The sequence below is a fragment of the Bacillus marinisedimentorum genome (assembly GCF_001644195.2).
In the GTDB taxonomy this organism is placed as follows: Bacteria; Bacillota; Bacilli; order Bacillales; family Bacillaceae_O; genus Bacillus_BL; species Bacillus_BL marinisedimentorum.
This window is the reverse complement of sequence record NZ_LWBL02000028.1, coordinates 38,133-64,293: the sequence shown is the minus strand read 5'-3', so window position 1 is coordinate 64,293 and position 26,161 is coordinate 38,133. Positions and strand designations below refer to the sequence as shown.

Below are 26,161 nucleotides of genomic sequence, written 5' to 3'. Positions count from 1 at the left end.
AAAGAGCGCCCTTCCTGATGCAGCCCTGCTTATGCGTACGCCGCTAAGCGGGCGCCTTACGCTTTTCGTTTTATCTGGCATGCCACTGCGAAAATTGTCGGCTTGCCGGCGATTAATCCCGCAATTTGACGCTTTTGTACTTGTTTTCACTCAGTTGGTCTTATATGATTAAGAGTGAAGTTTTCCGCGATTACATAATCAAATTGATTACCGATGTGGCAATTTCCATGTCATGATCTTCTATAAGAGGAGCAATAACATGAAAGAAATCGAACTGAAAATGCAAGGAAAAATAAAGCGCTTGACCAACAAGACATTCAAATTTGACGAACGGGTGGGGGAAGGCTGGTTTTCAGCAGTATATTTCCTTAAAACGAGGGAGATCGTAAAGCAGCAGAAACCGAATAACATCGTAACGATGCAGTTTTTTCAAAAGCAGCATGCCGTATTATGCGGAACCGATGAAGTCATTGCCCTTGTGAAAACATTCGCTGACAATCCGGAAAACCTGGAAATTTATTCATTGAAGGACGGGGACAAGGTGACACCGTTTGAAACGGTGATGACCATAACAGGGCCTTACCAGGATTTTGGCTGGCTCGAAGGACTAATTGACGGTATCCTCGGCCGGAGGACTTCAGTTGCAACAAACGTTTACAATGTTGTTAAGGCGGCCAGTATTTCCGGCATACAGAAGCCTGTCATCTTCATGGGAGACCGTGATGACCATTTTACCCAGCAAGCAGGAGACGGTTACGCAGCGTATATAGGCGGATCTACAGCCCAGGCGACCCATGCCATGAGTGAATGGTGGGGCAAAAAAGGAATGGGGACAATGCCTCATGCCCTGATCCAGCTTTTCAACGGTGATATCGTAGAAGCCGCAAAAGCGTACCATGAACAGTTTCCTGAAGATGATCTCGTTGCCCTTGTTGATTATAATAATGATATTATTACTGATGCCCTGAGAGTTGCCCGAGAATTTGGCGAGACACTCAAAGGGGTTAGAGTAGATACTTCAAAAACGATGGTGGATCAATATTTTGTGCGTAATCCTGAAGTGCTGGGGACATTTGATCCACGCGGCGTTAACCCATATTTGCTTTTTGCATTGCGCGAGGCGCTTGACAAGGAAGGATTCGACCATGTTAAGATCGTCGCGAGCGGTGGATTCAGTGAAGAGCGGATCAAAGAATTTGAAGAAATGAATGTGCCGGTGGATATGTACGGTGTCGGCAGCAACCTTCTGAAAGTGAATATTGGATTCACGGGTGACAATGTATTGCTGAACGGTTCCCCGGAGGCAAAAGCAGGGAGGGTTTATCGTCCGAACCCCCGCCTGGTAAAGTGCGACTCCTGACCGTCAGAAGATATCAATATGTTGCGAAGTGATTGAGACACAGCCGATAGTATCATTCTATCGGCTGTCTGCGCATCTGCTGGCATGCGGTGAAGTCATCATGGCATTATAGCAGTCGCTTTGCTATAATAAGAAAACAGCAAATGCAGTCCAACATTTGGAACATCACGTTTTATCGCAGGGCAGCAAGCTGGTTGCAAAGGCTGCTGTTTCTTCAAAATACCATTTCTTTTTTATGTATCAGCAGTCATGGGTAAGCAGCAGAAAGGCTGATTGAGTCAAAAAGGCCTAACATTCATATACTGTGTTACATAGATGAAACGATGAATTGAAGCAGTGGAGGTTCAATATATGACAGTTTACCATTTTGTAGGGATTAAAGGGACCGGAATGAGTGCCCTGGCACAAATTCTGCATGATATGAAGTTCACGGTACAGGGGTCTGACGTGGAGAAACGCTTTTTTACCCAGGAAGCGCTCGAAGACCGGGGAATTCCCATTTATCCCTTCAGCGCAAATAATATAAAAGAGGGCCTCACTGTCATTGCCGGTAATGCATTCGGCGATGACCACGAGGAGATTGTGGCAGCAAAGGAATTGGGTTTGCCTGTATACAGGTATCATAATTTTCTGGGCGAATTCACGAATAACTTCACAAGTATAGCAGTCACCGGATCACATGGCAAAACATCGACGACAGGGCTGCTGGCCCATGTGATAGGTGAACACTGCCCTACCTCCTTCCTGATCGGGGACGGGTCCGGAAAAGGCGTAGAAGACAGTGAATACTTCGTTTTCGAAGCTTGCGAGTATCGCCGTCATTTCTTGTCTTACTACCCTGACTATGCCATCATGACAAATATCGATTTCGACCATCCTGACTACTTTAAGGATGTAGAAGATGTTGTGTCAGCATTTCAGCAGATGGCATTACAAGTTGATAAAGGCATTATCGCATGCGGAGATGATGAACAGCTTCAGGGAATCCAGGCCCAGGTGCCTGTCATGTTTTACGGACTTGGAGAGGATAACGACTTTCAGGCAAGGGACGTCAAACCGACACCCGAAGGCACAACCTTTGATGTCTTTGTAAGGAATAATTTTTATGCTTCCTTTACAATTACGGGATATGGCATGCATAATGTGCTGAATGCACTGGCAGTCATTGCCCTGTGCCATTATGAGAGTGTGCCTGTGGAGGTTGTGCAAAGCCAGCTGAAAACTTTTGGCGGTGTCAAACGCCGATTCACTGAAAAGGTGGTTGGATCTCAGGTGCTGATTGATGATTATGCTCACCATCCGACCGAAATTACAGCAACGATTGAGTCCGCACGGCAAAAGTATCAGGATAAGGATATTATTGCAGTTTTCCAGCCGCATACATTCACGAGGACACAAACATTCCTGAATGAATTTGCGGAGAGCCTTTCACATGCGGATCGAGTATACTTATGTGACATATTCGGTTCAGCACGTGAAGACCGAGGACAGCTCAAGATTGATGACTTAAAGGAAAAAATCGATGGAGCACGCATGCTTGACCTGTCATCGACAGGGGTACTCGCCGAACATGAAAACAGTGTCCTCATTTTCATGGGAGCAGGGGATATTCAAAAATATCAGCAGGCATATGAGGAAATTGCCGGTTCGGCGGAAACCGGGAAATGAAATTTTAAAAAAGGAGTGCGGGCTTTGTAACCTAACGGGTTCAACAAAAAAGTGTACCGCACTATACCATTCGGTGTATGATTGCATGTGGTTTCTCAACAGAAATCGCATGCTTTTTTATTGGCTCTCCATAAAGACGTTGCTGTAATGAAATGAGTATTGGAGGTATGTAAAAAGTTGGCGATTCCTGGAGGACACCTGGTAAAGGAATAAGGGATAAAATAGATCAAGAGTAACAAAGTTTCTTCAGGAAACGGGCAGGATTGTTGAAGAAGGAAAGATTTTCAATACATAGCATTGTAAAAAGGGTGGAGTTCCGCTGCAAAGGACGCTTTCACCACCTGCAAAAGTGCCGCATTTGTTCCAGCTTCCCTCCCGTCGCACTCATGGTGTCTTCTTTGCCGCGTGGCGAGCGGAAACATCCCCGGCAGCGCTTATAAACAGTTGAATGATTAACATTCATGCATGGCCTCTTGCTTTCCAAGGCCATAAAACAAAGAGAGTTCGGCAGTATAGGCACTGAAGCGCAATTCAGTGTGCGTACTCAGTTGGGAAGGCGAAGTATAGGCACTGAACCACAATTCAGTGCGCCTAATCAGTTGAAAGGCCGAAGTACAGGCACTGAACCGCAATTCAGTGCGCGTAGTCAGTCGAAAAAACCAAAATACAGGCACCGAACCGCAATTCAGCGCTTGCGCCCAAGCCACATCCCAAACTAATCTCCCGCCTGCGCGCACTTTACTGTTCCCTCCACTCAGGATTCTCCAACTTTCTCTTCAATCCACTGGGTTTTTCAATGAATTTTTTTATATTTATTGTAAAATATCAAGAAATCAACAGAGTTTAAGCCGGGGCTCCTTTCCGTTAGCTTGATGAAATTCAGTATAGACAGTTATGCGGAAAGTGTTCTGATTCTGGATGTTGCCGCGGAAACAGGCCGCATTGCAAATTTGTATCTGCATTCTACTTTTGTATTCAAATCAAATTTTCAGGATTGAGGCCGTCCAGTTCATGAATGACAAACCTGCCGTCTTTACGGATGAGAACATCGTCAAAATAAATTTTGCCGCCGCCGTATTCAGGACGCTGAATGCAGACCATGTCCCAGTGTATTGCTGAATCATTGCCGTTAGGCGCTTCATCATAGCACTGTCCCGGCGTAAAATGAAAGCTTCCGTCAATCTTTTCATCGAATAGTATATCTTTCATCGGATGCTTGATATAAGGGTTTACACCGATGGCAAATTCTCCGATAAAGCGGGCTCCTTCATCCGTATTAAGGATTTTATTCAGCCTGGCCGTGTCATTTCCTTCGGCATCTACGACTTTGCCGTCTTTGAATGTCAGTTTAATATTCTCAAACGTGAAGCCTTGGTAAGGGGAAGGGGTGTTGAAAGCAATCGTGCCGTTTACAGAATTTTTTACAGGAGCAGTATAAACTTCCCCATCGGGGATGTTCAGTTCGCCGGAACATTTTACAGCAGGAATATCCTTGATGGAGAAAGACAAGTCAGTGCCGCCGCCTGTAATATGTACACGGTTCGTTTTATTCATGAGATTGACCAGAGGCTCCATCGCTTTGCTCATATTAGCATAATCAAGATTGCATACATCAAAATAAAAGTCCTCAAAAGCCTCAGTACTCATCCCGGAAAGCTGGGCCATCGAATCATTAGGATAGCGGAGGACCACCCACTTTGTTTTGGGCACCCGGATGTCCCTGTGGACCCGCTGCCCGACTGTTTTTCCGTAAAGCTCCATTTTATCGGCGGGAACATCGGACAGCTCGGAAATGTTATTTCCGCTCCTAAGGCCGACATAGGCATCCATTTTTTCCATCATTCCAGCTTCAAAATCAGCTATCATATCAAGCTGTTCTTTGCTTGCTCCGTTCAAAAGGGTGCGTGTGATGGAATTTTCTTTGAGCAGCACAAACGGATGGCCGCCTGCTTCGTATGCTTTTTGAACAATGGCATTGACGAGTTCTTTTTCAATTCCGGTGTTTTCAATCAATACTTTTTCACCTGGCTGCAGCTTAATGGAATACTCAATCAAGCTGCCGGCAAGTTTATTGATGCGCGGATCTTTCATCATGTCTCCTCCATTTTAAGTGGAATCATTTCTCGTTTATTTTACAGGATATATTTCATTTTGTAGAGTGTGCTCAGCTGCTGTCGATATTTCTTGCATGAATTTTGAAGGGATTCATTTTTATTTGTGGAAGTTAAGTTACATGTGTTTTGTGCAGCCCGGTTTGCGGGTATATAATATATCATTACAGTTTGTATGCAGAACACACTACAACAAAAACTTCAGTACAGATCAAAAAAACGGGGAGGAACAAAACTCATGGAAATCATTCTTTACTTAAGCATTGCCTTGATTGCTGTTGCGTTTACGGTATTGGTCGTGTACCTTGCCAAAACGCTAAAGTCAGTATCCCATACAATGGATAATATGTCTGTCACCCTGGACAGCCTTCAAAAGCAATTGAACGGTGTTACATACGAAACAGAGCAGCTGCTTCATAAGACAAATCTGCTGGCTGAGGATGTACAGCATAAATCGGAATCATTGAACACGCTCGTTGACTCAGTGAAAGGAGTCGGTGAGACCGTAAAGGATTTCAATACGTCAGTCAGAAAAATCACCGACAGGATTGCCCTGCAGGCTGAAGAAAAAAGCGGGCAGGCGGCGCAGGTTGTACAATGGACCGACACAGCCATGGACATCTGGAAAAGATGGAAATCAAAAAAGCAACAAGTGAATAACCAATAGAACAATTTTTAAAGGAGGAGTGGAGTATGGAAAACGAGAACCAGAACAACAACAGCAACCAGACAAACAATAATGAAAGCAACATCAATGCAAAGGATTTCATGATCGGAAGCCTTATCGGAGGAATTGTTGGTGCAGCCGCAGCCCTATTAATGGCTCCAAAGTCAGGGAAAGAGCTTCGTACAGACCTGAATGACCAGACTAGCAGGATTAAAGAAAAAACAAACGAGTGGTCCACGACAGCAAAAGACAGAAGCAATGAGATCTCAACCAGGGCGCGCGGAAAAGTTGAAGACATCCGCCAGCGGGTAAATGAAGGCAAATCAAAATGGCAGGAAAAGCGCAGCGCTTCCCAGGAGGATATCCTTGAGGAAGTAGAAGAAGTGAAAGAGGAAGTGGAGGCGACCAAACAAAGCGTCCAGGACCACAAGGAAGACCTGGAGGCAATGGAAGCTGATGTCAAAGAGGAAGTGGAGGCGACCAAACAAAGCCTCGATGACCATAAAGAAGACCTTGAGCAGGAGCTTGAAGAAAAAAAGCAACCGGCGGCATCCAAAGAACTGGAAGATGAGAAGCTGGATGAAAAGTAAAAGAAAGCAACAGGCAGGGGTCCTATGACCCCTGCTTTTTTTTCCTTACAGGAAAGTATAGATTGTCAGCAAGGGAGTGTTATTGAAAAACATCTGACAAGGATATATATATTCAATTCGAGGGAGGCACCATATGAAGGTACACTGTCTGAAAAGAAAAGGATATAAGAAGGAAGCGGCTTTCCTATTCCTGTTAAAAAGGTTGGCAATAATCGACTTGAATTGTGTACAATAAGGAAACAGATTACATAAGGGGGAACATCAATTGGGGAAAGTAAAAGTTGAAACAGTGGCAGAATTTAAGAAACTTCTTGAAGGAAAAAAGAATTTCCTTTTCGTTAAACACAGCCTGACATGCCCGATAAGCGCCCAGGCTTTTGAGGCATATGGACATTTTACAGAAGATTATCCAGAGGTGGAAACATTTTATTTACATGTACAGGAAGCGCGTGAACTTTCTAACTATATTGCTGAAGTAACCGGAGTGAAGCATGAATCTCCGCAAGCATTGCTTTTCGAGGCAGGCCGGGTATCCTGGAATGAATCTCATTGGAACATCACATATGACACCCTGCAAAATAAGATGCTTAAATAGTCAGAGTAAATGGCACAACGCCCACCGGCAGTCTTAAAAAAATTGCAACCATAATTAAGTTGCTATTTTACAAAGAGGGGGTGGTTTCCGCTGCCCCCAAAACGTTGAATAAGCTTTCTCGAATCCGCACAGCCCAAAGTAAATGCGGAGCATTTTCCAGAAGTTTCGCACGTACACACCAATCAGCCGTTTGTGAAGCAGAGATCTTGTCCAGTACTATGATGAAAACCACCGATTATTTAGAAAAAGGTCTTTATAAATTCTAAACGTTTGCATTAATATGTATTTTAAGCAGGCAAGCTGCTGCACGATTATGATGTTGTTATCATACTATGCTTTATTACTTAAAAGCGTTTAATAATTAAAGAATTTTTCCGTGACAACTGAAGAGGTTTCGTTTATAATAAGCCCTAATCATTTACATTTGACACTTGTACAATTGGTGAGCTTAAAAAGAAAGGGTGGGAAAAAACGTGAGCAATCTTGAACTTGAAGAGTTAAGAACCCAGCTTGATGATGTGAATTTGAAATTACTCGAATTAATTAATGAACGGGGAAAAATTGTCCAGCAAATAGGTGAAATAAAAGAAGCACAGGGTACTGAAAGATTTGACCCGGTCCGAGAGCGGAAGATGCTTGACAAGATTGCCGCTAATAATGAAGGACCGTTTGAAACATCGACGATCCAGGCCCTTTTCAAAGAAATTTTCAAGGCGGCTTTGGAGTTGCAGGAAGACGACCATCGCAAAGCATTGCTTGTCTCAAGAAAACGCAAACCGGAAAATACAATTGTAAATATCAATGGCGAAACAATTGGGGACGGCAAGCAGCGCTTCATTATGGGCCCCTGTGCAGTAGAAAGCTATGAACAGGTCGCAGAAGTTGCAAAAGCGGTGAAGGCCCAGGGGTTGAAAATCCTCCGCGGCGGCGCCTTCAAACCGCGAACATCCCCATATGATTTCCAGGGGCTTGGACTGGAAGGATTGAAAATTCTTAAGCGCGTAGGTGAAGAATACGGCCTGGCGGTAGTGAGCGAAATCGTCAACCCGGCGGATATTGAAACGGCTGTCGACTACATTGATGTAATCCAAATCGGCGCCCGCAACATGCAAAACTTTGAATTGCTTAAAGCCGCTGGGTCGGTTGATAAGCCTGTCCTGTTAAAACGCGGCCTCGCTGCCACTATTGAAGAATTCATCAATGCTGCCGAGTATATCATTTCACGGGGGAATGAAAACATCATCCTATGTGAAAGAGGCATCAGGACATACGAAAGGGCGACACGGAATACCCTTGATATTTCTGCGGTACCAATCTTAAAGCAGGAAACCCATCTTCCGGTATTTGTCGATGTCACCCATTCAACAGGCAGAAGGGATCTGCTCCTGCCAGCATCAAAAGCGGCACTTGCTATTGGTGCGGACGGAGTCATGGCAGAAGTGCACCCGGACCCGGCCGTCGCGCTGTCTGACTCCGCCCAGCAAATGAACATTGATCAGTTTAATGAATATATGAATAGCCTTAAACAGCAAAATACAATCAACGTCTGATTCAAAAACCTCCGCATTTTTTTCTCATGCGGAGGTTTTTCTATATTAATGGAATGAAGAGCCTATTCTTCTGTTTAAATCGCTTTACATAAAGGAACAAAGGGTAGGGAAGAGTGTATGAAGGATTACTGCGAAAAAAGATGGTTTGGAAGGCTAAAGGAGTGTAGAGTCGTCTCATTTAATAACCAATTGGCTCTACCCTGAAATATCTGTGGATAACTTTTAGATGTGGAGGGCCTTTGTAAATATTTCATTCATTAATGTGCCAAAAATTTTGCATGGATGCCTGTTAAATGCTAGTGTTGATTTCCGTTGCAGGTACTCGCTTTCCGCGGGCGGTGAGCCTCCTCGTCGCTCAGCTTCTGTGGGTCTCACTTGTCCCGCTAGAATCCCGCAGGACGTTGAATAAGCTTCTTTGAAAAGACGCCGCACGAAGAAAATTGGTTTTTATTTTCGAGGGATCTCGCACCTTCCACTCCAATCAACTAGTGGAAAAAACAACATTTAGCTTTAACGCAGCCAACCAATTAAAGAGGCTGTCACTTAGCGGGCAAAGGGACTTTGTTTCCTTCCCACCAGTGATTCGACCATTAGCATATATGTGTGATCACACCCAGGGCAATGCACCTGAAAAATGGTAGTGAATCATATGGCCAAAATCAACAATAATATTTAACATAGACAAGCATAGTATAAGGTTGTTTATGAAATCAGATATATTTCTTTTCAGAGCCACCCTCCAAGTGAAAAATAGTTGAGGCGTTTTGAAATGCAGGTGAATATAAATTTATGAAAAATTTTAAACTAATGGCATGAAAATCATGAAAAAAGTATGGTATTATTTTTACTTGTTAAACATTTAACAAAGGATAAAAATCGGATGCTGCGATAAAATGCTTTAAAGTTGTAAGGGCTTTTTCTGTATAATAGGATTAGATGCAGACATGAAAATTCGACATATTTTTTATTATGTAAGAGGAGGAAAAAGAATGAACATAACCATTTATGATGTAGCCCGGGAGGCGGGCGTTTCAATGGCAACGGTCTCCAGGGTGGTTAATGGAAATCCGAATGTCAAACCGACAACGAGAAAAAAAGTGAATGAAGCTATTGAAAGGCTCGGCTATCGTCCAAATGCGGTTGCGCGCGGACTGGCCAGCAAGAAGACGACAACAGTCGGCGTCATCATCCCGGATGTATCCAGCATTTTCTTTGGAGAACTTGCACGTGGGATTGAAGATATTGCAACAATGTACAATTACAATATCATTTTAAGCAATTCTGACCAAAATACTGATAAAGAACTCCACCTCATTAATACGATGCTTGGGAAGCAGGTGGATGGAATCGTCTTTATGGGCGGGAAAATAACTGAAGAGCATGTTGAAGAATTTAAGAAATCGCCGGTACCGATCGTTCTTGCGGCAACGACCGAACAGTCCCATTCCGTGCCGAGTGTCAATATTGATTACAAACAGGCTGCATTCGATGCGGTGAAGCATATGACCGATCACGGCCATAATCGGATCGGCTATGTCTCAGGGCCTCTTGAGGATCCGATCAATGGCGAATATAAGATTACAGGTTATAAAGAGGCACTTGAAGAAGCGGGGCTTTCTTATGATGAAAACCTCATTGTGATCGGTGATTATACGTATGATTCTGGACTTGAAGCTGCTGAAACATTTATGAACCTTGATCAGCCGCCTACAGCTGTTTTCTCGGGGACAGATGAAATGGCGCTCGGTGTCATTCATGGATTCCAGGATAGCGGACTACGCGTCCCTGAAGACGTTGAAGTCATCGGTTTCGACAACACAAGACTGGCGAAGATGATCCGCCCGCAGCTTACGACGATTGTGCAGCCGATGTATGATATCGGTGCAGTCGCCATGCGTCTGTTGACGAAATTGATGAATAAAGAAGCAACGGAAGACCAGACAATAGTACTTCCGCACCGGATTGAGGAAAGAAGCTCAACAAAGAACTAACCTTGCCGATATAAAGTGTGATAAACCACTTTTTGTAAGCAGGGGAGAGAGACATGAAAAAGTTAGATGTTCTCACACCGGTTGGCATCTTTATAGGCTTATCGATGCTTCTGCTCGGCATATATACCCACTCGGGACTGTCACAGCTGCCATCATTCATGCAGGCATCGTCAATGGTCATCGTATTGGGTGGGATAGCCGGCGGACTACTAATTAATTTCAATGTAAAAGAAATCAAGCTGACATTCAGGATTATGAAAGAAGCTTTCCGGACAAATGAAAGCGACCTGGGCGGCTTGATCAAAACATTCATTAAACTGGCTGATAAGGCACGGAAAGCGGGGCTATTATCCCTCGAATCTGAACTTGACCAAATCAGGGACCCTTTTTTGAAAAAAGGAATCCTCCTTGCTGTTGACGGTGCAGATCCGGAAATGATCAGAGATATCATGAATGCGGAAATCGCAGCCCTGGAAGAGCGCCACCGCAAGGGCCGAAGTATCATTGAAAAGGCAGGGGAGTATGCACCAGCCTGGGGGATGCTCGGAACAATTGTCGGGCTTATCCTGATGCTTAAGAATCTGAACGACCCGACAGCACTCGGACCGAACATGGCGATTGCCCTGTTGACAACTTTCTATGGGTCATTGCTGGCAAATCTCGTTTTCAATCCGATGGCTTCCAAGCTTGAAAATAAGACGGGTGAGGAAGTTTTTCTTAAAGAAATCGTCATTGAAGGAATTATCGGCATCCAGTCCGGCCAGAATCCCACCTTCCTTGAAGAAAAGCTAAGTGCTTTTCTATCAGAGGAAGAAAAGGAGAAAGCGTTGATGGAAGGAACGGAAAACGATTTCCTGATAGGGGAACCTGCCCATGACTCTTAGAAAAAAGAAAGAGCAAAAGAAAAAAGGCTCCCCCGCCTGGATGGTGACATATGCGGATTTGATGACGCTCATCCTGGTATTCTTTATTTTGCTGTTTTCCATGTCCCAGATCGATTTGATCAAATTCCAGGCAGTAGCGAAATCGTTCAACAGCGACTCAATTCTTGACGCTAACTCTTCCGCAGTGCCTGAGCAGTCCCCCGCAGAAAAAGCAGATGATGCTCAGCTCGATGAAATTCTCGCTGAAATCCGTGCATACCTGGAGGAAAACGGGCTGGAGAATACCGTTACAGCTCAGCGGAATGAGCGCGGAGTTGTTCTTGTCCTTCAGGAAAGGGTGCTTTTTGAAACTGGGGAAGCGGAAATCATAGAGGCAGCACAGCCGTTTTTAAATGAAATCGGTCATTTGCTCACGACGCTTGCCAATCCGGTTAAAGTGGAGGGCCATACAGACGGGCGGCCAATACATACTTATCGCTATCCTTCCAACTGGGAGCTGTCCGGGGCGCGGGCAAGCAGTGTCATCAGGTATTTCACGGATTACCATGGTATTGACGCCGGCCGATTTACCGCGATCGGATACGGTGATACAAGGCCGCTTGCTGCCAACGACAATTCGGTCAATTGGCAAAAGAACCGCAGGGTGGAGATTGTCATTTCAGACTCGAAAAATAAAGAAAGCTGACCGCGGTTTTCGTTTTAACCAGCTCCGATAACGTGGTGAGACAAAAGAATTAGCCACCAAATCGAGTATGAAATCGTAAAGGTTTTATACTCGATTTTCATTTTTATATAAGATTAATTAGTTTCATTGGTGAATTGATAATTGAAATAGCATGCCAATTGACAAAGTTAATAGTTCTCTTTTTTCAATTTAAAGGCAGTCTCACTTGTGCCCATAGGTGAAAGAGAATGCCTGCAGCGGAAAGGAACGAGTATAGTCCAGAACAGTCTCCGATCGTTTCCATGGAATATTCATTCCATTAAAGGGGGAATAACCTTCATAACAAATAAAAAGCTCAGGGCTCTGAGCTTTTTTGTGCTATTTATGATGGGATTTTCCATGTGAATTCAATAGTAAATAACCTTGTTATAAGAGATGTACACATTATCGGAATTACTCGGGATGTTTCTTAATGCTAATAAAATTTAAGAATGATCATCAAAAGAGACTGTTTACATGTATGAACCGCTAAGTTCCGGTGTTCTTTGCCAAAGTCCTAACACGATGGATATTTTCGTTTTTGGGATTTTTTGTTCTGCCGTATGATTTGAAGTGCTTTGGTCAGTGTCTGGGCATTTTTCTCGGTTATTTCCGGTTTGCGCGGGATCGGCGGGTATAACCCATCGGGATCTTCCCAATTGTCAGGGAGCTGCACCGGTGCCTTCGGCTGCCATTTTTCAATCCATTCCTGCGGCAGTTTACCTTCACCTATTCGGTTGTTCGTCATTTCAAGCCAGATCAGGGACCAGGCTCTTGGAACAACCCGCCAGATATCATAACCGCCGCCGCCCACTGCAATCCAGCGTCCTCCACAGTAGTCATGGGCGATTTCATGTGCGAGCTTCGGAATCGACTTATATACGTTCATGGTGGCCGACAGATGGGTGAGCGGGTCATAGTAGTGGGCATCTGCGCCATTCTGAGTAATGATCACATCAGGTTGGAAATGTTCGGCTATTTCCCTGAGAGCGGTTTCATAAGACTCTAGAAACGATTCATCTTCGGTAAACGCATCAAGCGGGATATTGTAAGAACAACCATAACCGGCCCCTGCTCCACGTTCGTTTACCGCACCTGTACCCGGAAAGAGATAACGGCCGGTTTCATGGATTGAAAATGTGCACACATTCGGATCATCATAAAACGACCATTGTACACCATCGCCATGGTGTGCATCAGTATCCACGTATAACACTCTTGCATCATATTTTTTCCGCATATATTCGATCGCGATAGAACTGTCGTTATAGATACAAAATCCAGAGGCTTTCCCTCTGAATCCATGATGCAGCCCGCCGCCGAGATTAAGGGCATGCCGGGCTTTCCCTTCCATTACAAGCTCAACAGCCTTCAGTGTTCCGCCGACTATAAGGGAGCTCGCTTCATGCATGTTTTCAAAAATGGGCGTATCCTCAGTGCCAAGCCCGAAATTTCCTGCCTGTTCTTCAGGAAGCTCGCCTTTCCCCGCTTTTTTGACGGCTTCGATGAAATTGACATCATGGATGAGTGCGATCTCATCGTCCGTCGCCGGGCGCGGCGGGACGATATCTTTATCTTGAAGAGCCCCCATTGTATTCAGCAGTTCAAACGTCAGCTGCACGCGGAGCTGATTGAATGGATGCTGATCATGGAACTTATATCGTGCAAATTCATCTGAATATATGAAAGCTGCTTCCCTCATGATGAGACTCCCGGAAGGTTGGGCCATAGCACTTCATATCCTTCCCCTTTCAAATCACGGATGATATTCATCGGGTTGATGGTCTGCACCCGGAAAACGAGAATTTTGTAGTCGTCCGTTTTGCCGGGATAGACGAGGACACTGGAAACGTTCACTTTGTGACGGCCGATAACAGAGGTCACCTCAGCAAGGATGCCTGCTTGATTGGGGACTTTCACTTCCAGCTGCGAGCCTGGCTGGTTAGCACCTGTGAGCATAACAAAGGTATTTAACAAATCAGTTTCAGTTACAATCCCGACCAGTTTTTGATCGCGGGTAATTGGCATGCAGCCGATGTCTTCTTCAAAAAAAGTAGCGGAAATTTCCTCTACAAAGTCGAGAGGGTGTCCGGTAATGACATCGCGTGTCATAACGGTAGAGACCGGCTTTTCAAGTTCTTCTTGCTGGCGGCCGCAGTCGTGGAGAATGGACGGGCTTGCATCGCGGAGATCCCTGTCCGATACGATGCCGATTACTTTCATGTCCTCATCAACTACCGGAAAATGCCTGATGTGGTGAAGGTTGCAAAGTTCCCAGCCTTTTGCAATTGGATCATCGGCTTTCAATGTATATACTTGCTTTTGCATAATTTCTTCAACAATCATGATTGTTCCCCCCGTCATTGAGACAAAAAGAGAATTATGGAAAATCCCTATGCCTCTTAATACATAAACCGGTTCATAAACCGCAGCCGGTCAAACTTTTCGATGGAATCCCTGTCTATATTTTTTCCGATTCTGGCCATTAGGCAGTTAGCGGGATGTGAGCTGATTTCCGGATCATCCGTAGCATACCATTCCAGCCCGCCGGCACTCATCATCTTTTCCATCACTTTTCTGTATTCCCACACATTAAGGCCTGTCCCTTTAAGATCCCAATGCCAATAATATTCTGTTGTAATAATAATATAGTTTTCCATGTAGTCGTCCATCATCGAAACGTTGAGAAGCTGCTTGCCGACACCTGCGCCGCGGTACTTCGGAATGACTTCGATTGCACCCAATTCGATTAGGTTTTCCATTTTGCCTTCAGACCACCGTTCAAGCGGGTCGGGATACAGGAAAGTGACATATCCGACGACAATATTATTGTCTCTGGCAATAATGATCCGGCCCTCTTCAAGATCTGCAATGCCAACTAAGGCTTCATGCTGCTGCTTATGCGGCCGGAATGCCGTCAAGTCTTCATGAAAGTCAAGCTCGGCAAGTGTATCGGCCGTTACGGGCCCCTCAATCAGAAGGTTGCCATGCGCTGTTTTATGCCTTGCTGCGTTGTATGTTTTTTTGTGTTCCATCCGGTCACCACCATCTTTTAGTCTGCTTAAACTACCTCTATTATAAAGGATAACGAACCAGGTAAAGCGTTTTCAATAGAAAAAATATTTTTTGTCTATATTTTTTAAAAATTGAGAATAAATTTATTTTATACTATAATGACATTACGAAACTAAAATTAGGGGGAATGGGAATGAAAGTGGAAGCGCTTCCGGTACTAAATGGAGAACACAACCTGGAAAATTACGAAGAAATGAAAAAGAGTTTCGATTGGTCGGAGGTGGAAAAGAATTTTTCCTGGTATGAAACGGGCAGGGTGAATCTTGCGTATGAAGCAATCGACAGGCATGCGGAGTCTGACCGGAAAAATAAAGTTGCCCTTTATTACAAGGATGCAGGCAGGAATGAGAAATATACATTCAAAGAAATGAAAGATTGGACAAACAAGGCCGCCAATGTGCTCAAATCAGCTGCCGATGTCGAAAAAGGGGACCGTGTCTTCATTTTTATGCCTCGTTCCCCTGAATTGTATTTCGTCTTGCTTGGCGCCGTAAAACTCGGGGCGATTGTCGGTCCGCTGTTTGAAGCGTTCATGGAAGGAGCGGTGCGGGACAGGCTGGAGGATAGTGAAGCGAAGGTGATTGTCACCACGCCTGAATTGCTCGAACGGGTACCTGTTGATGAGCTTCCGAACCTGAAGCATGTCATTCTTGTCGGTGAAGATGTAAAAGAAGAAGGTGCCTACATCGACTATTACAGCCGTGTGGAAAAAGCAAGCAAGGATCTTGATATCGAGTGGGTCGACCGGGAAGATGGGCTCATTCTTCATTATACATCAGGTTCAACAGGAAAGCCGAAAGGCGTTCTCCACGTCCATAATGCCATGATTCAGCATTATCAGACGGCTAAATGGGTCCTTGACCTCAAAGAAAGCGATACGTACTGGTGTACTGCCGATCCAGGGTGGGTTACAGGTACATCCTATGGTGTTTTTGGCCCATGGCTGGCCGGAACGTCCAACCTGATTCTCGGCGGCCGGTTCAAGCCGGAAAATTGGTATCAGGCAATCGAGGATTTCGGTGTCACGGTCTGGTACAGCGCCCCGACAGCATTCAGGATGCTCATGGGAGCCGGGGATGAAGTGGTGAAACAGTTTGACCTTTCTTCGCTCCGCCATATTTTGTCGGTAGGTGAGCCGCTTAACCCAGAGGTGATCCGCTGGGGCATGAAAGTATTCAACTTACGGATCCATGACACCTGGTGGATGACAGAAACCGGCGCCCAGGTTATTTGCAACTATCCATCTATGGAAATCAAGCCTGGATCAATGGGCAAGCCGATTCCTGGCGTGGAAGCAGCAATCGTGGATGACCAGGGCAATGAAGTTCCGCCATACCGGATGGGCAACCTCGCGATCAGGAAAGGCTGGCCGTCCATGATGAGGGCAATCTGGAACCGCCAGGAAAAATATGAATCCTACTTTATGCCGAACGGCGGATGGTATGTGTCCGGTGACTCGGCATATATGGATGAAGACGGATATTTCTGGTTCCAGGGCAGGATTGATGATGTCATCATGACTTCCGGTGAACGCGTCGGCCCGTTTGAAGTCGAGAGCAAGCTTGTTGAACACCCTGCAGTTGCCGAAGCCGGTGTCATCGGCAAACCAGACCCTGTCCGCGGCGAGATCATCAAAGCGTTTGTTGCGCTTAGGGACGGTTATGAAGCAAACGATGAACTGATTGAGGAAATCCGCATGTTTGTGAAAAAGGGGCTTGCCGCCCATGCAGCACCGCGTGAAATCGAATTCCGGGACAAACTTCCGAAGACTCGAAGCGGTAAGATCATGAGGCGTGTCCTGAAAGCATGGGAACTTGACCTTCCGACAGGAGATTTGTCAACAATGGAAGACTGATACGTATAAGGCTCAGCACCCCGTGCTGAGCCTTTTTTCTGCTTTAAGCGCCTGAATGGGTAGGAACCTGTTCATTTATCATTATCATTCTCCCATAAAAAAGCCCCGGAGTCATTACTCCAGGGCTTTACTGTACTTGATGATTATTGGTTTGCGGCTGTGTCTCCACTTCCGCCGGAATCGTCTTCTGGCGGCGGATTTTCTCCGTCACCAGTTCCGCCGTTTGTGGTGCCTGAGTCTGTCTCCCCCGGCTGATCGTCATCAGCCGGCGGCTCATTGGTGTTGTCATCCTCTTTAGGCTTAGATGGTTTTTCTTCCTTAGGTTTCGGTTCTGGCTCAGGTTCCGGCGGCCCGCCTACAATCGCTGACGGAGCAGACTCTTTACCCGCGACATCAACAGCAGTTACATAATAAGCGGATGTTGTTCCCGGTACTGTATAGGAAAGGACATTTGCCGGAACATTAGCAACCCTGCGGAAGCTTCCGTTCTTGCTCGATGCCTGATAAATCCTGTAACCGATAATATCCTTCTCGCCAGGCAGCGGCCAGCTGAGGGATTTTCCTGACAGCTTAACTCCGCCAATCGGGCTTGGAGCCTTGCCGTTATCGTTGATTTTAGGCGAGTCAGGCGATAGGAAGTTGCCGAATTTTCCGGTTTCCGGCAGGTACTTAATCACTTTGCTCAACTCTTCAGCGGCATCGCCGCCAAGCATGAGGCCTTTTTCCACAAATTCATCCGGAGCACTGTCAGGCACGATAAATTTCGTACCGTTTCTGACAATATACTTTACTGAATCAGCAGAGCCGTCTTTCTCTTTTGGCAGATATTTGACGTTGTACAGGTCAGACTGCATCAGACCCATTTCTGCGCAGACAGAGGATGGCAGCAATCCGGCCATCGCACAGTAAGATCTGCGGACAATGCCGCCCGGCATTTTGAAACTTTGTTGCGGTTTCACAAGTTCCGGTTTGATATCATAGGCCGCGTTCATCAGCTCGGCCCAGAGCTTCTGGTTCCTATTGGAATAGCTGTAGCCTTTGTAAGATTTTTGCAGGCTCTTTGGTGTGTCGTAGCCCATCCATGTACCGAAAGTAATATTCGGATTTGTGGCTACAAACCAGGCATCTTTATAGGACTGGGATGTACCTGTTTTGCCGGCCCAGTCGGCATAGAACTTGAGCCTTTTTGGCGTGCTCGCCGCTGTTCCGGACTTCAGCACATCACGCATCATATCAAGCATTAGATAGTTCGTCTGCGGAGTGAATACATCCACTTGTTCGGATTTATGCTGATAGATGATATCTCCGTCTTTTGATTCAATCTTTTCAATCATATAGGCATCGACGAATTTCCCGCCGTTGCCGAATGTCGCATATGCGTTCACATTTTCTTCTATTGTTACTTCGACTGGCCCCAGAGCACTGGAAAGGTATTGTCCATCGCCTTTCTCAAGGGATGTAAAGCCCATTTTCTTCAGAAACTGAACCGGTTCTCGGTTAACAATCTTGCTGAACGTCTCGACAGCAGGAACGTTGTAGGACTTAGCCAGCGCATTCCTCGCTGAAGTCAATCCTTTATAACCGCCGCCGTAGTTTTTGGGATTATATGGGCCGGTCGGTGTTTTAAAGGTAATAGGTGCATCAATCAAGACGGATCCCGGCTGAACAGCACCGAATTCCATTGCCGGTGCGTAAACGAGGAGCGGCTTCATCGTTGACCCGTTCGGCCTGAGAGCCTGGGTGGCATGATTCTGCTGCTGCCTCTCAAAGTCACGTCCTCCGACAAAGCTGATGATCCGGCCGGTTTTGTTTTCAATCATGATTGCGGCAGTCTCGACAGGTTCCATTACCTTGACTTTTTCACCGGTCTTAGGGTCCACTTTCCATTCGGCTTTTTCAGAACCATACAGTGTATAGTTGTTTTTTATTTCCTGCATTTTATCATAGATTTCTTTATTGATTGTTGTGTGAATGCGGTACCCGCTTTTTCTGAGCTGTGAATCCGCATTGGCTTCATATTCTTTTAACAGCTTATTGTTATCTTTATAAAGATCTTCTTGTTTCACGCCGTCTTCTTTTGCCATTTGTTTTGCAAGAATTTCAACGGCGCGCCTTTCAACTTCCTGCATGACATACGGGTACTTTTGAAGCGGGCTGTCCTTGCGTTTGGCAAAGTCTTTTGTAATATCGTAAGCAGATGCCTGCTTGAATTCTTTTTCGGTAATAAAACCGGAACCCCGCATACGATCCAGTACTGTTTTCATCCGTGAGATTCCCGGATCCAGGTTTTCTTTCAACTCTCCATATTGGTTAAAAGGTGTGTATCCATACGGACTTTGGGGTAAACCGGCAATGAAAGCAGCCTGCGGCAGGGTAAGGTCTTTGGCATCGACACCGAAGATTCCCTGGGCGGCTGTCTGGACACCGGCAATATTGCGTCCGGAAGCATTGCGCCCGAATGGGACAATGTTCAAATAAGCTTCCAGGATTTCATCTTTATCAAGTGCATGCTCGAGCCGGAGGGCAAGGAGGATTTCCTTGGCTTTCCGTTCAAAGGAAACTTCCCGCGTAAGCAGCTGGTTTTTGATCAGCTGCTGGGTCAACGTGCTTCCCCCCGTCTGGACGGATGAGTTTGTGACCTCCTGGAATATAGCCCGGGCTATCGCTTTGGGCACAACGCCTTCATGCTCATAAAAATACTCGTCTTCAGTTGCAATGACAGCCTGAATGACATGGTCTGACACTTCATTTAAACGTACTTCGTCCCGCTGAAGGTCGGTACGGAGATTGCCGAGCAGGACGTTATCGGCAAAATAAACCTGTGACGTTTCTTCGTAATTATAGACCTCTTCTTTCATGCTGGCGAAGCTGCGGGGCTTCTCATCTTTAACGAGGGAAGCGAAATATCCCGCACCGACACCGCCTGCAAAAAAGGTCCCGATTAAGCCGAAAATCAAGAAAACAATCAATAAATTCCATAAAACCTTCGATGTGATCCGAGCGCCTTTTGCCGCCTTTTTGCTGGCATGGTGGTCCTTAAAAGACGACCAGCGCTTCTTTATATCATCAAACTTTTCGAAAGCCATACATCAACCCCCTAAAATTTCAGCCCTATTATAGCACAAACCCCCGTAATTGAGTATATTTTGACGAATATTATGTTTGCTTTCTGTGAACAGTTATGATAAAAAAGATATATCCATTGCCGGGGCAGATAAATCTGGTGCCGGCGAACAACTAAGCTAGTATAGCATACATTGGAAAAAAATGCTGTGAAGGGAACAAGTAGCGGCTGACTCCCTGTCCAAGAGAGCTGGCGGCCGGTGTGAGCCAGTACAAAGGCAGGCGTGAATTACTTCCCGGAGCATCTTCTGTGAACCCCCATAAAGGCGGGCCCGTACTTTGCGGAAACGGTCTTTATTGCCAGTAGCAGGAGACGGAACTGGTCCGTTATCCAGGAGAGTGGAAGGCAGCATATACATATGCCTTCAACAAGGGTGGTACCGCGAGCAAGCTCGTCCCTTTTCAGGGGCGGGCTTTTTTATATGCAAAAAAAACAGGGGTCAACTCAAATTTGTACAGGAAGAGGAGCGTTGCCAGATGAATTTATTGGAGGATTTACAATTCCGCGGACTGGTCAATCAAGTGACTGATCAGGAAGGCCTGGAAAAGGAACTGGAAAAAGGGTCGGTCACCCTGTATTGCGGATTCGACCCGACGGCAGACAGTCTTCATATCGGCCATTTACTGACAGTCCTGACATTAAGACGATTTCAGAACGCCGGCCATAATCCGATTGCCCTTGTCGGGGGAGCGACAGGATTAATCGGCGACCCGAGCGGCAAGAAGGCTGAAAGGACGCTGAACCAGCAGGAAATTGTTGAAGAGTGGAGTGACCGGATCAAAGGGCAGCTTTCACAATTTCTTGACTTTGAAGGGAAAAACAGGGCGGCTGTCGCCAATAACTATGATTGGATCGGCAAGCTGGATGTGGTCAGTTTCCTGCGTGATGTAGGCAAAAATTTCAGCATCAATTACATGCTTGCCAAAGAATCGGTGGAATCAAGGATTAAAACGGGCATTTCCTTTACTGAATTCAGTTACATGATTCTTCAGTCATACGACTTTTTAAAACTGTACCAGCAGGAAAACTGCCGGCTTCAAATCGGAGGCAGTGATCAGTGGGGCAACATTACAGCCGGGTTGGAGCTGATCCGGAGGTCGGAAGGTGAAGAAGCGAAGGCTTACGGATTCACCATTCCGCTTGTCACAAAAGCCGATGGCACCAAGTTTGGAAAAACGGAAGGCGGAGCAGTATGGCTGGATGCCGAGAAAACGACACCGTACGAGCTTTATCAGTTTTTACTCAACACGGACGACCGTGATGTCGTGAAGTTTCTGAAATATTTCACGTTCCTATCCAAAGACGAAATCGTGGAGCTTGAGAAAGAGCTGCAGGAAGCACCGGAAAAACGGGTTGCCCATAGGCGTCTTGCAGAGGAAGTGACAAAGCTCGTCCATGGAGAAGAAGCACTCCAGCAGGCAAACCGCATTTCCGAGGCGCTGTTCAGCGGCAATATCTCAGATTTGAGTGCAAAGGATATCGAACAGGGATTTAAGGATGTTCCTTCATATGAAACAGAAGAGAAGGAAGCCGGTCTCATCGATCTGCTTGTCCAGGCGAAAATATCCCCATCAAAGCGCCAGGCCCGTGAAGACATTAAGAATGGGGCAGTATACATCAATGGCGAGCGGGAGCAGTCGCTCGAATACACGATCCGGGAAAAGGATCGCATAGAAGACAAGTTTACCGTCATCCGCCGCGGCAAGAAAAAATACTTTTTAATCACCTATAAGTAAGGGAAAAGCAGCAGGGGAACCGCCTTAACGGGTTCGTTTTTTGAGTGCGAAAAATGAAATAACATACTAATTAACAGACCAAATCGCATATGATTTGGTCTGTTCTTGTTCTTTGTTATATCAACGATTGTCGGTTTTTAGCATAATGAGCATATGAAATTCCACCACAATAACTGTTGTCACCGTTCTAAATTAAATGTTAGTTATGGTGCTGTTCGCAAGGCTGATCATGGTGAACCGAAAGAAAATTTGTAATTATATGTTAAAATCAATCTAGAGATTGCGAATGAATGTACTTGAACTTACGGGCAGGTTAGTGGAACAAAGGGTTTGAATTGTACATGTAATCGAAGTTGAGAAATGGGGGATTTGGTGAATAAAACAAAGTTGCTGATTTATGGAACTATGACTATTTTAGTTTTTGCAGGTTGGTTTACATATCAAAGAGTAAGTGATGATACTTACGAGGGGATGTCTGTAATTCCAGAGCAACAAAAAGAAATTCCTTTATTTGAGGGCTTAAGACCAACCGGGCATGAATATGTGATGGAAGGAAACAAATGGAATGACATATATGACTTCTACTTAAAGGAACTTCCAAGGTATGGCTGGGAAGTTGAACATAAACAAAGTTTTCCTGATGAAAATAGCGATGTGAGGGGATTTATGTCTCGGTGGCGGAATAAGAATTTAGAATGGGAATTATCAATCTATGGAAGTTACTTTAAGATGAATAATCAAACGGAAGTTATTTTTGATAAAACTCCTCTTTATCAAAAATGATAATAAATCGAACTGCTTAAGAACAGCCTGCTGCTATTTTATGGTATTGTTTGTCTGCGGAACAGGTGAATTACCGGATAATTACTTAAAATAATCTTACTAAATAAAAAACCGGACGGCAAAGGCCATCCGGTTTTTTGGCTTAACGGGAATAGAATTCGACGATAAGCGCTTCGTTGATTTCGGCTGGAAGCTCAGAACGCTCAGGGAAGCGAGTGTATGAACCTTCCAATTTTTCAGCATCAAAAGAAACATATTCAGGGATGAAATTGTTAACTTCGATAGCTTCTTTGATGATGTCAAAGTTTTTGGACTTCTCGCGAACAGCGATTGTTTGTCCAGGTTGTACGCGGTAAGACGGAATGTCTACGCGGCCGCCGTCCACTGTAATGTGGCCGTGGTTTACAAGCTGGCGTGCCTGGCGGCGTGTACGGGCAAGACCCATACGGTAAACCAGGTTGTCCAGACGGGATTCAAGCAGGATCATGAAGTTTTCACCGTGGATACCCTTCATCTTGCCGGCTTGATCGAATGTGCGGCGGAATTGGCGCTCATTCAAACCGAACATGTGGCGAAGCTTCTGTTTTTCTTGAAGCTGCAATCCATATTCGGAAAGTTTTTTACGCTGGTTTGGTCCATGTTGACCAGGTGCATAAGGACGCTTTTCAAGCTCCTTGCCAGTGCCGCTCAGAGAGATTCCGAGACGACGGGAAATTTTCCAGGTTGGTCCTGTATAACGAGCCATAAGTGACTCCTCCTTCGTTGTTTTTATCTGTAAAATAAAAACAGACGACCGATATGAATCTCGTTATGCGCATTTTGTTTTCATGCACCTTCGCTCCAGCAGCTAAGAGTTACGCGGTACACCTCATGTGAGGAACAAAATACTGCCATAACAGCATTCATTCAGGCTGCCCTATTTCACACAAATGCCATTATACCCTCTAGAAGAATCGCCGTCAAGAATGTTTTAAGATTTGAGTTTGTGATTACAGATCTTGAATCAAACCTTTGCTATGAACAGAAGGCACCTGAGGTGAAGGGGGGAATTTGCATGAACATGAAGGTTATATATAGGAAAACAGTCCTATAGGGGATATAATGGATATATACTGTATTTCTGAATAGAAACCGGTGTTATGCTGACGCTGACTGCCTGAAAATGTGGTGATAAATGATGGGATATGTAGATGATTTTAATACAGCTGGCCTGAAAGGGGTTCTGGACAGCGCCGTCCGGTACTCCGGGTCGGTGCTCAGAATGCTGGTTCCGGCAGTGGTAACAATTGAGGACGGCGCAGGAAACGTTCTGATTGAGAAACAAATCGGCGAGATGCCGTCCGCCGTTGAAGCGCCAAACCGGGAGAAGGAAAAGTGGATGGTGCCGTTCACGGTCGAGACGGCAAACGGAACAACTCCGTTCCGGCTTTCGGTTTCCTCTTACGTGCATGGCACAGACAGGATGAAACAATATATAGGAAGACAATTCGAGAATGAAGTTCAGAAGCAGCTTGCCCCGAATGAAGCGGCAAGGGAGCTGAAGGCTGTTTGCTATGACGTGATGCTCACAGCGGACGAAAATCAATCCCTTTCCCTTATGGTGGACACCATGGTCAAAAGCATGAAGGAATTGCTCCCAGTCAAGGAGACGACGTTATACAGCTTTAATAAATGGACAGGCGATTATTGCCCGGAGAATTCCACCAATCACATGATTATGGAAAAACCGCGCGCTCATTCTTTTTCACTTGCAAAGTGGCAGTCATTAAAACAGACCGGCAGCCCGGTTTTCTTCGACATGTTTGAACTCTCCCCGGAATTTTTCCTGGAGATGGAAGACCTCAGGCTGTTTCTGCCCCTTGTTCCATCACAGGAAATCAATAACGATCAGTTCATCCTTATGTATGAACTGGATTTCCCGCTTGAGGGCAGGCCGCATCTTGAACTGCTGTACCAGGCAGGGAAGATGGCCGGTGATGTACTCGAAAAAGGAGACCGCTACTATAAGAACCTGAATGAACAAAAAAGGGCGGAACAGCTTTCCCGGGTGGCAGCCAAGTTTCATAGTTCAGTAGATCTTAATGAAGTTTTGGAACAGATTGTCCGCAGCCTTGAAATGATGTATCCTGATTTCACTTACAGGCTGCTGCTTACGCATGATAACAATTCGTTCAAAAGTGATTATGTAAGCGGTCTTGAATTCGGAGATGAGCCATGGCAGCAGGCTGCTGCACAGGCTTACTTGACCGGGGAAGTCCAGTTTGAAGATTCACTGAAAGATCAGCGTTCGATGCTGTATGCCCCGCTTAAAGGAAAGCAGGGAACATATGGCGTATTGAAGGTAACCGCCCCGAGTTCAATGGTATTCCCTAAAGAAGAAGTGGAATTCATTTTGCTTCTTGCCAATACAGCCGGAAGCGCCCTTGAGAATGCCCAGCTTTATCAGCAGTCGAGGCAGCTTATCACGGATTTGAAGCTCATTAATGAAACGTCCCACCGTCTCAACACCTTTACGCGGTTAAGCGATACGACTTCTTTTATGGCTGAGCAGATCACCCGCTTTTTCAAGGCCGATGAAGCAGGATTCATGATGTTTGATCAGGGTCACAGCACCAAGTTCCTGTCCGGAAGCACCCGTTATTTTTCTACGGAGGAAGCTGGTTCCATCGCTGGATATCTCGAAAACAAAATAAGGAAGGAAAAAGATTCGCTGTTCTTCGGTAACCTTTCTGGTCAGTGGCCTTTTGAGACACAGTATGGATCACTGATGGCTGTGCCAATGGTGTACCAGCAAACTCTAAAAGGCGCAGTCGTAGCGATGCACCGGAAACCATACGCGTTTTCATTCAACGAGTTCAAGCTGCTTCAGTCCCTTGTCCATCATTCCACTCTTGCCTTCTCAAACGCTATACTAAGGGAAGAACTTGAACATATGGTCATCACCGACTATCTTACCGGGCTTTACTCGCGCAGTTATCTCGACGAATATATCCAGAAGTCCATGGATACGGATCAAAAGGGTATTTTCCTGTTGATTGATATAGATAACTTCAAAGTCATCAACGACACATATGGACACCAAAAAGGTGATGATGTCATCATCCAGGTAGCTGAAATCATCAAAAAGAACATTCGTAAAGGCGATGCAGGAGCACGCTGGGGCGGTGAAGAATTGGCGGTTTACCTGCCGAACATGGATTCAGAGACTGGTGTCAAGATCGCTAAGCGCCTTACGGAAAAGGTGGAACAGGAAACAGCCCCTTGTGTCACAATATCGTGCGGCGCTTCCGTTTGGAAAAATGAGACGGATGATTCGGTTAAGCGGCTGTTTAACCGTGCGGACGAAGCGCTGTATGAAGCAAAAGCCATGGGAAAGAATCAGGTAGTGTACAATGAATAGGGGCCGGATATCTCTTTTGCCGGTCCCTTCTTTTTATTTTTCTGAAAGAAAACGCTTTCAAAAACGAGT

At 45.5% G+C, this 26,161-nt stretch carries 19 protein-coding genes and 1 other annotated feature; of the genes, 13 read left to right on the top strand and 6 right to left on the bottom strand.

What is annotated here, in order from left to right:
* The first annotated feature begins 259 nt into the window (after positions 1–259).
* Complete coding sequence (locus A4U59_RS08770) at positions 260–1,360, top strand: nicotinate phosphoribosyltransferase (protein WP_066172988.1); 1,101 nt, start codon at positions 260–262, stop codon at positions 1,358–1,360.
* A 351-nt stretch (positions 1,361–1,711) separates the two neighbouring features.
* Positions 1,712–3,028 (top strand): UDP-N-acetylmuramate--L-alanine ligase, encoded by a 1,317-nt coding sequence (gene murC / locus A4U59_RS08765; RefSeq protein WP_066172986.1) that lies wholly within the window; start codon positions 1,712–1,714, stop codon positions 3,026–3,028.
* A gap of 975 nt (positions 3,029–4,003) precedes the next feature.
* Here the strand turns inward: murC and A4U59_RS08760 are convergent.
* Positions 4,004–5,119, bottom strand: a complete 1,116-nt coding sequence (locus A4U59_RS08760) for an aminopeptidase (RefSeq protein WP_066172984.1) — start codon at positions 5,117–5,119, stop codon at positions 4,004–4,006.
* Between the two features lie 258 nt (positions 5,120–5,377).
* On the opposite strand from A4U59_RS08760, the gene A4U59_RS08755 reads away from it, so the two are divergent.
* From A4U59_RS08755 to motS, 7 genes are all read left to right on the top strand, one after another.
* Positions 5,378–5,806: a DUF948 domain-containing protein gene (locus tag A4U59_RS08755; protein WP_066172982.1), complete on the top strand. Its 429-nt coding sequence runs from the start codon at positions 5,378–5,380 to the stop codon at positions 5,804–5,806.
* Positions 5,807–5,832: 26 nt separating this feature from the next.
* Positions 5,833–6,396 (top strand): YtxH domain-containing protein, encoded by a 564-nt coding sequence (locus A4U59_RS08750; RefSeq protein WP_066172980.1) that lies wholly within the window; start codon positions 5,833–5,835, stop codon positions 6,394–6,396.
* 265 nt (positions 6,397–6,661) lie between these two features.
* Complete coding sequence (gene ytxJ / locus A4U59_RS08745) at positions 6,662–6,991, top strand: bacillithiol system redox-active protein YtxJ (RefSeq protein ID WP_066172978.1); 330 nt, start codon at positions 6,662–6,664, stop codon at positions 6,989–6,991.
* A gap of 473 nt (positions 6,992–7,464) precedes the next feature.
* Entirely contained in the window at positions 7,465–8,541 is a 1,077-nt protein-coding gene (locus A4U59_RS08740; RefSeq protein ID WP_066172976.1) for a bifunctional 3-deoxy-7-phosphoheptulonate synthase/chorismate mutase, read from the top strand.
* Between the two features lie 989 nt (positions 8,542–9,530).
* Positions 9,531–10,532 carry a catabolite control protein A gene (gene ccpA / locus A4U59_RS08735; RefSeq protein ID WP_066172974.1) on the top strand — a complete coding sequence of 334 codons (1,002 nt, stop codon included), beginning with the start codon at positions 9,531–9,533 and terminating at the stop codon, positions 10,530–10,532.
* 53 nt (positions 10,533–10,585) lie between these two features.
* A complete protein-coding gene (gene motP, locus A4U59_RS08730) occupies positions 10,586–11,416 on the top strand; it encodes a flagellar motor protein MotP (protein WP_066172972.1) in 831 nt (276 codons plus the stop codon).
* The gene (motS, locus tag A4U59_RS08725; protein WP_066172969.1) at positions 11,406–12,101 is read left to right on the top strand and encodes a flagellar motor protein MotS; all 696 of its coding nucleotides are present in this window, start codon (positions 11,406–11,408) and stop codon (positions 12,099–12,101) included. The genes motP and motS overlap by 11 nt, the downstream gene beginning before the upstream one ends.
* 535 nt (positions 12,102–12,636) lie before the next feature.
* Here the strand turns inward: motS and A4U59_RS08720 are convergent.
* The 3 genes from A4U59_RS08720 to A4U59_RS08710 are packed head-to-tail and all read right to left on the bottom strand — an operon-like array spanning position 12,637 to position 15,154.
* Positions 12,637–13,821, bottom strand: coding sequence for an acetoin utilization protein AcuC (locus A4U59_RS08720; RefSeq protein ID WP_245680527.1), 1,185 nt, complete (start codon positions 13,819–13,821; stop codon positions 12,637–12,639).
* Positions 13,818–14,465: an acetoin utilization AcuB family protein gene (locus A4U59_RS08715; RefSeq protein ID WP_066172967.1), complete on the bottom strand. Its 648-nt coding sequence runs from the start codon at positions 14,463–14,465 to the stop codon at positions 13,818–13,820. Before A4U59_RS08715 ends, A4U59_RS08720 begins: the two co-directional genes overlap by 4 nt.
* A gap of 56 nt (positions 14,466–14,521) precedes the next feature.
* A complete protein-coding gene (locus tag A4U59_RS08710; protein WP_066172965.1) occupies positions 14,522–15,154 on the bottom strand; it encodes a GNAT family N-acetyltransferase in 633 nt (210 codons plus the stop codon).
* Between the two features lie 173 nt (positions 15,155–15,327).
* Between A4U59_RS08710 and acsA the strand changes: the two genes are divergently transcribed.
* The gene (gene acsA / locus A4U59_RS08705; RefSeq protein ID WP_066172963.1) at positions 15,328–17,049 is read left to right on the top strand and encodes an acetate--CoA ligase; all 1,722 of its coding nucleotides are present in this window, start codon (positions 15,328–15,330) and stop codon (positions 17,047–17,049) included.
* A 143-nt stretch (positions 17,050–17,192) separates the two neighbouring features.
* On the opposite strand, the gene A4U59_RS08700 is transcribed toward acsA, so the two are convergent.
* Complete coding sequence (locus tag A4U59_RS08700; RefSeq protein ID WP_066172961.1) at positions 17,193–20,135, bottom strand: transglycosylase domain-containing protein; 2,943 nt, start codon at positions 20,133–20,135, stop codon at positions 17,193–17,195.
* A 177-nt stretch (positions 20,136–20,312) separates the two neighbouring features.
* Positions 20,313–20,575 (top strand) — a binding site (T-box leader).
* A gap of 74 nt (positions 20,576–20,649) precedes the next feature.
* Between A4U59_RS08700 and tyrS the strand changes: the two genes are divergently transcribed.
* Together tyrS and A4U59_RS08690 are read left to right on the top strand one after the other, a co-directional pair.
* Positions 20,650–21,909, top strand: a complete 1,260-nt coding sequence (tyrS, locus tag A4U59_RS08695) for a tyrosine--tRNA ligase (protein WP_066172959.1) — start codon at positions 20,650–20,652, stop codon at positions 21,907–21,909.
* 372 nt (positions 21,910–22,281) lie between these two features.
* Positions 22,282–22,692, top strand: a complete 411-nt coding sequence (locus A4U59_RS08690; protein ID WP_066172956.1) for a hypothetical protein — start codon at positions 22,282–22,284, stop codon at positions 22,690–22,692.
* A 142-nt stretch (positions 22,693–22,834) separates the two neighbouring features.
* On the opposite strand, the gene rpsD is transcribed toward A4U59_RS08690, so the two are convergent.
* Positions 22,835–23,437 carry a 30S ribosomal protein S4 gene (gene rpsD / locus A4U59_RS08685; protein WP_066172952.1) on the bottom strand — a complete coding sequence of 201 codons (603 nt, stop codon included), beginning with the start codon at positions 23,435–23,437 and terminating at the stop codon, positions 22,835–22,837.
* 429 nt (positions 23,438–23,866) lie between these two features.
* Between rpsD and A4U59_RS08680 the strand changes: the two genes are divergently transcribed.
* Positions 23,867–26,092 carry a sensor domain-containing diguanylate cyclase gene (locus A4U59_RS08680; protein ID WP_245680526.1) on the top strand — a complete coding sequence of 742 codons (2,226 nt, stop codon included), beginning with the start codon at positions 23,867–23,869 and terminating at the stop codon, positions 26,090–26,092.
* The last annotated feature ends 69 nt before the right edge of the window (positions 26,093–26,161 follow it).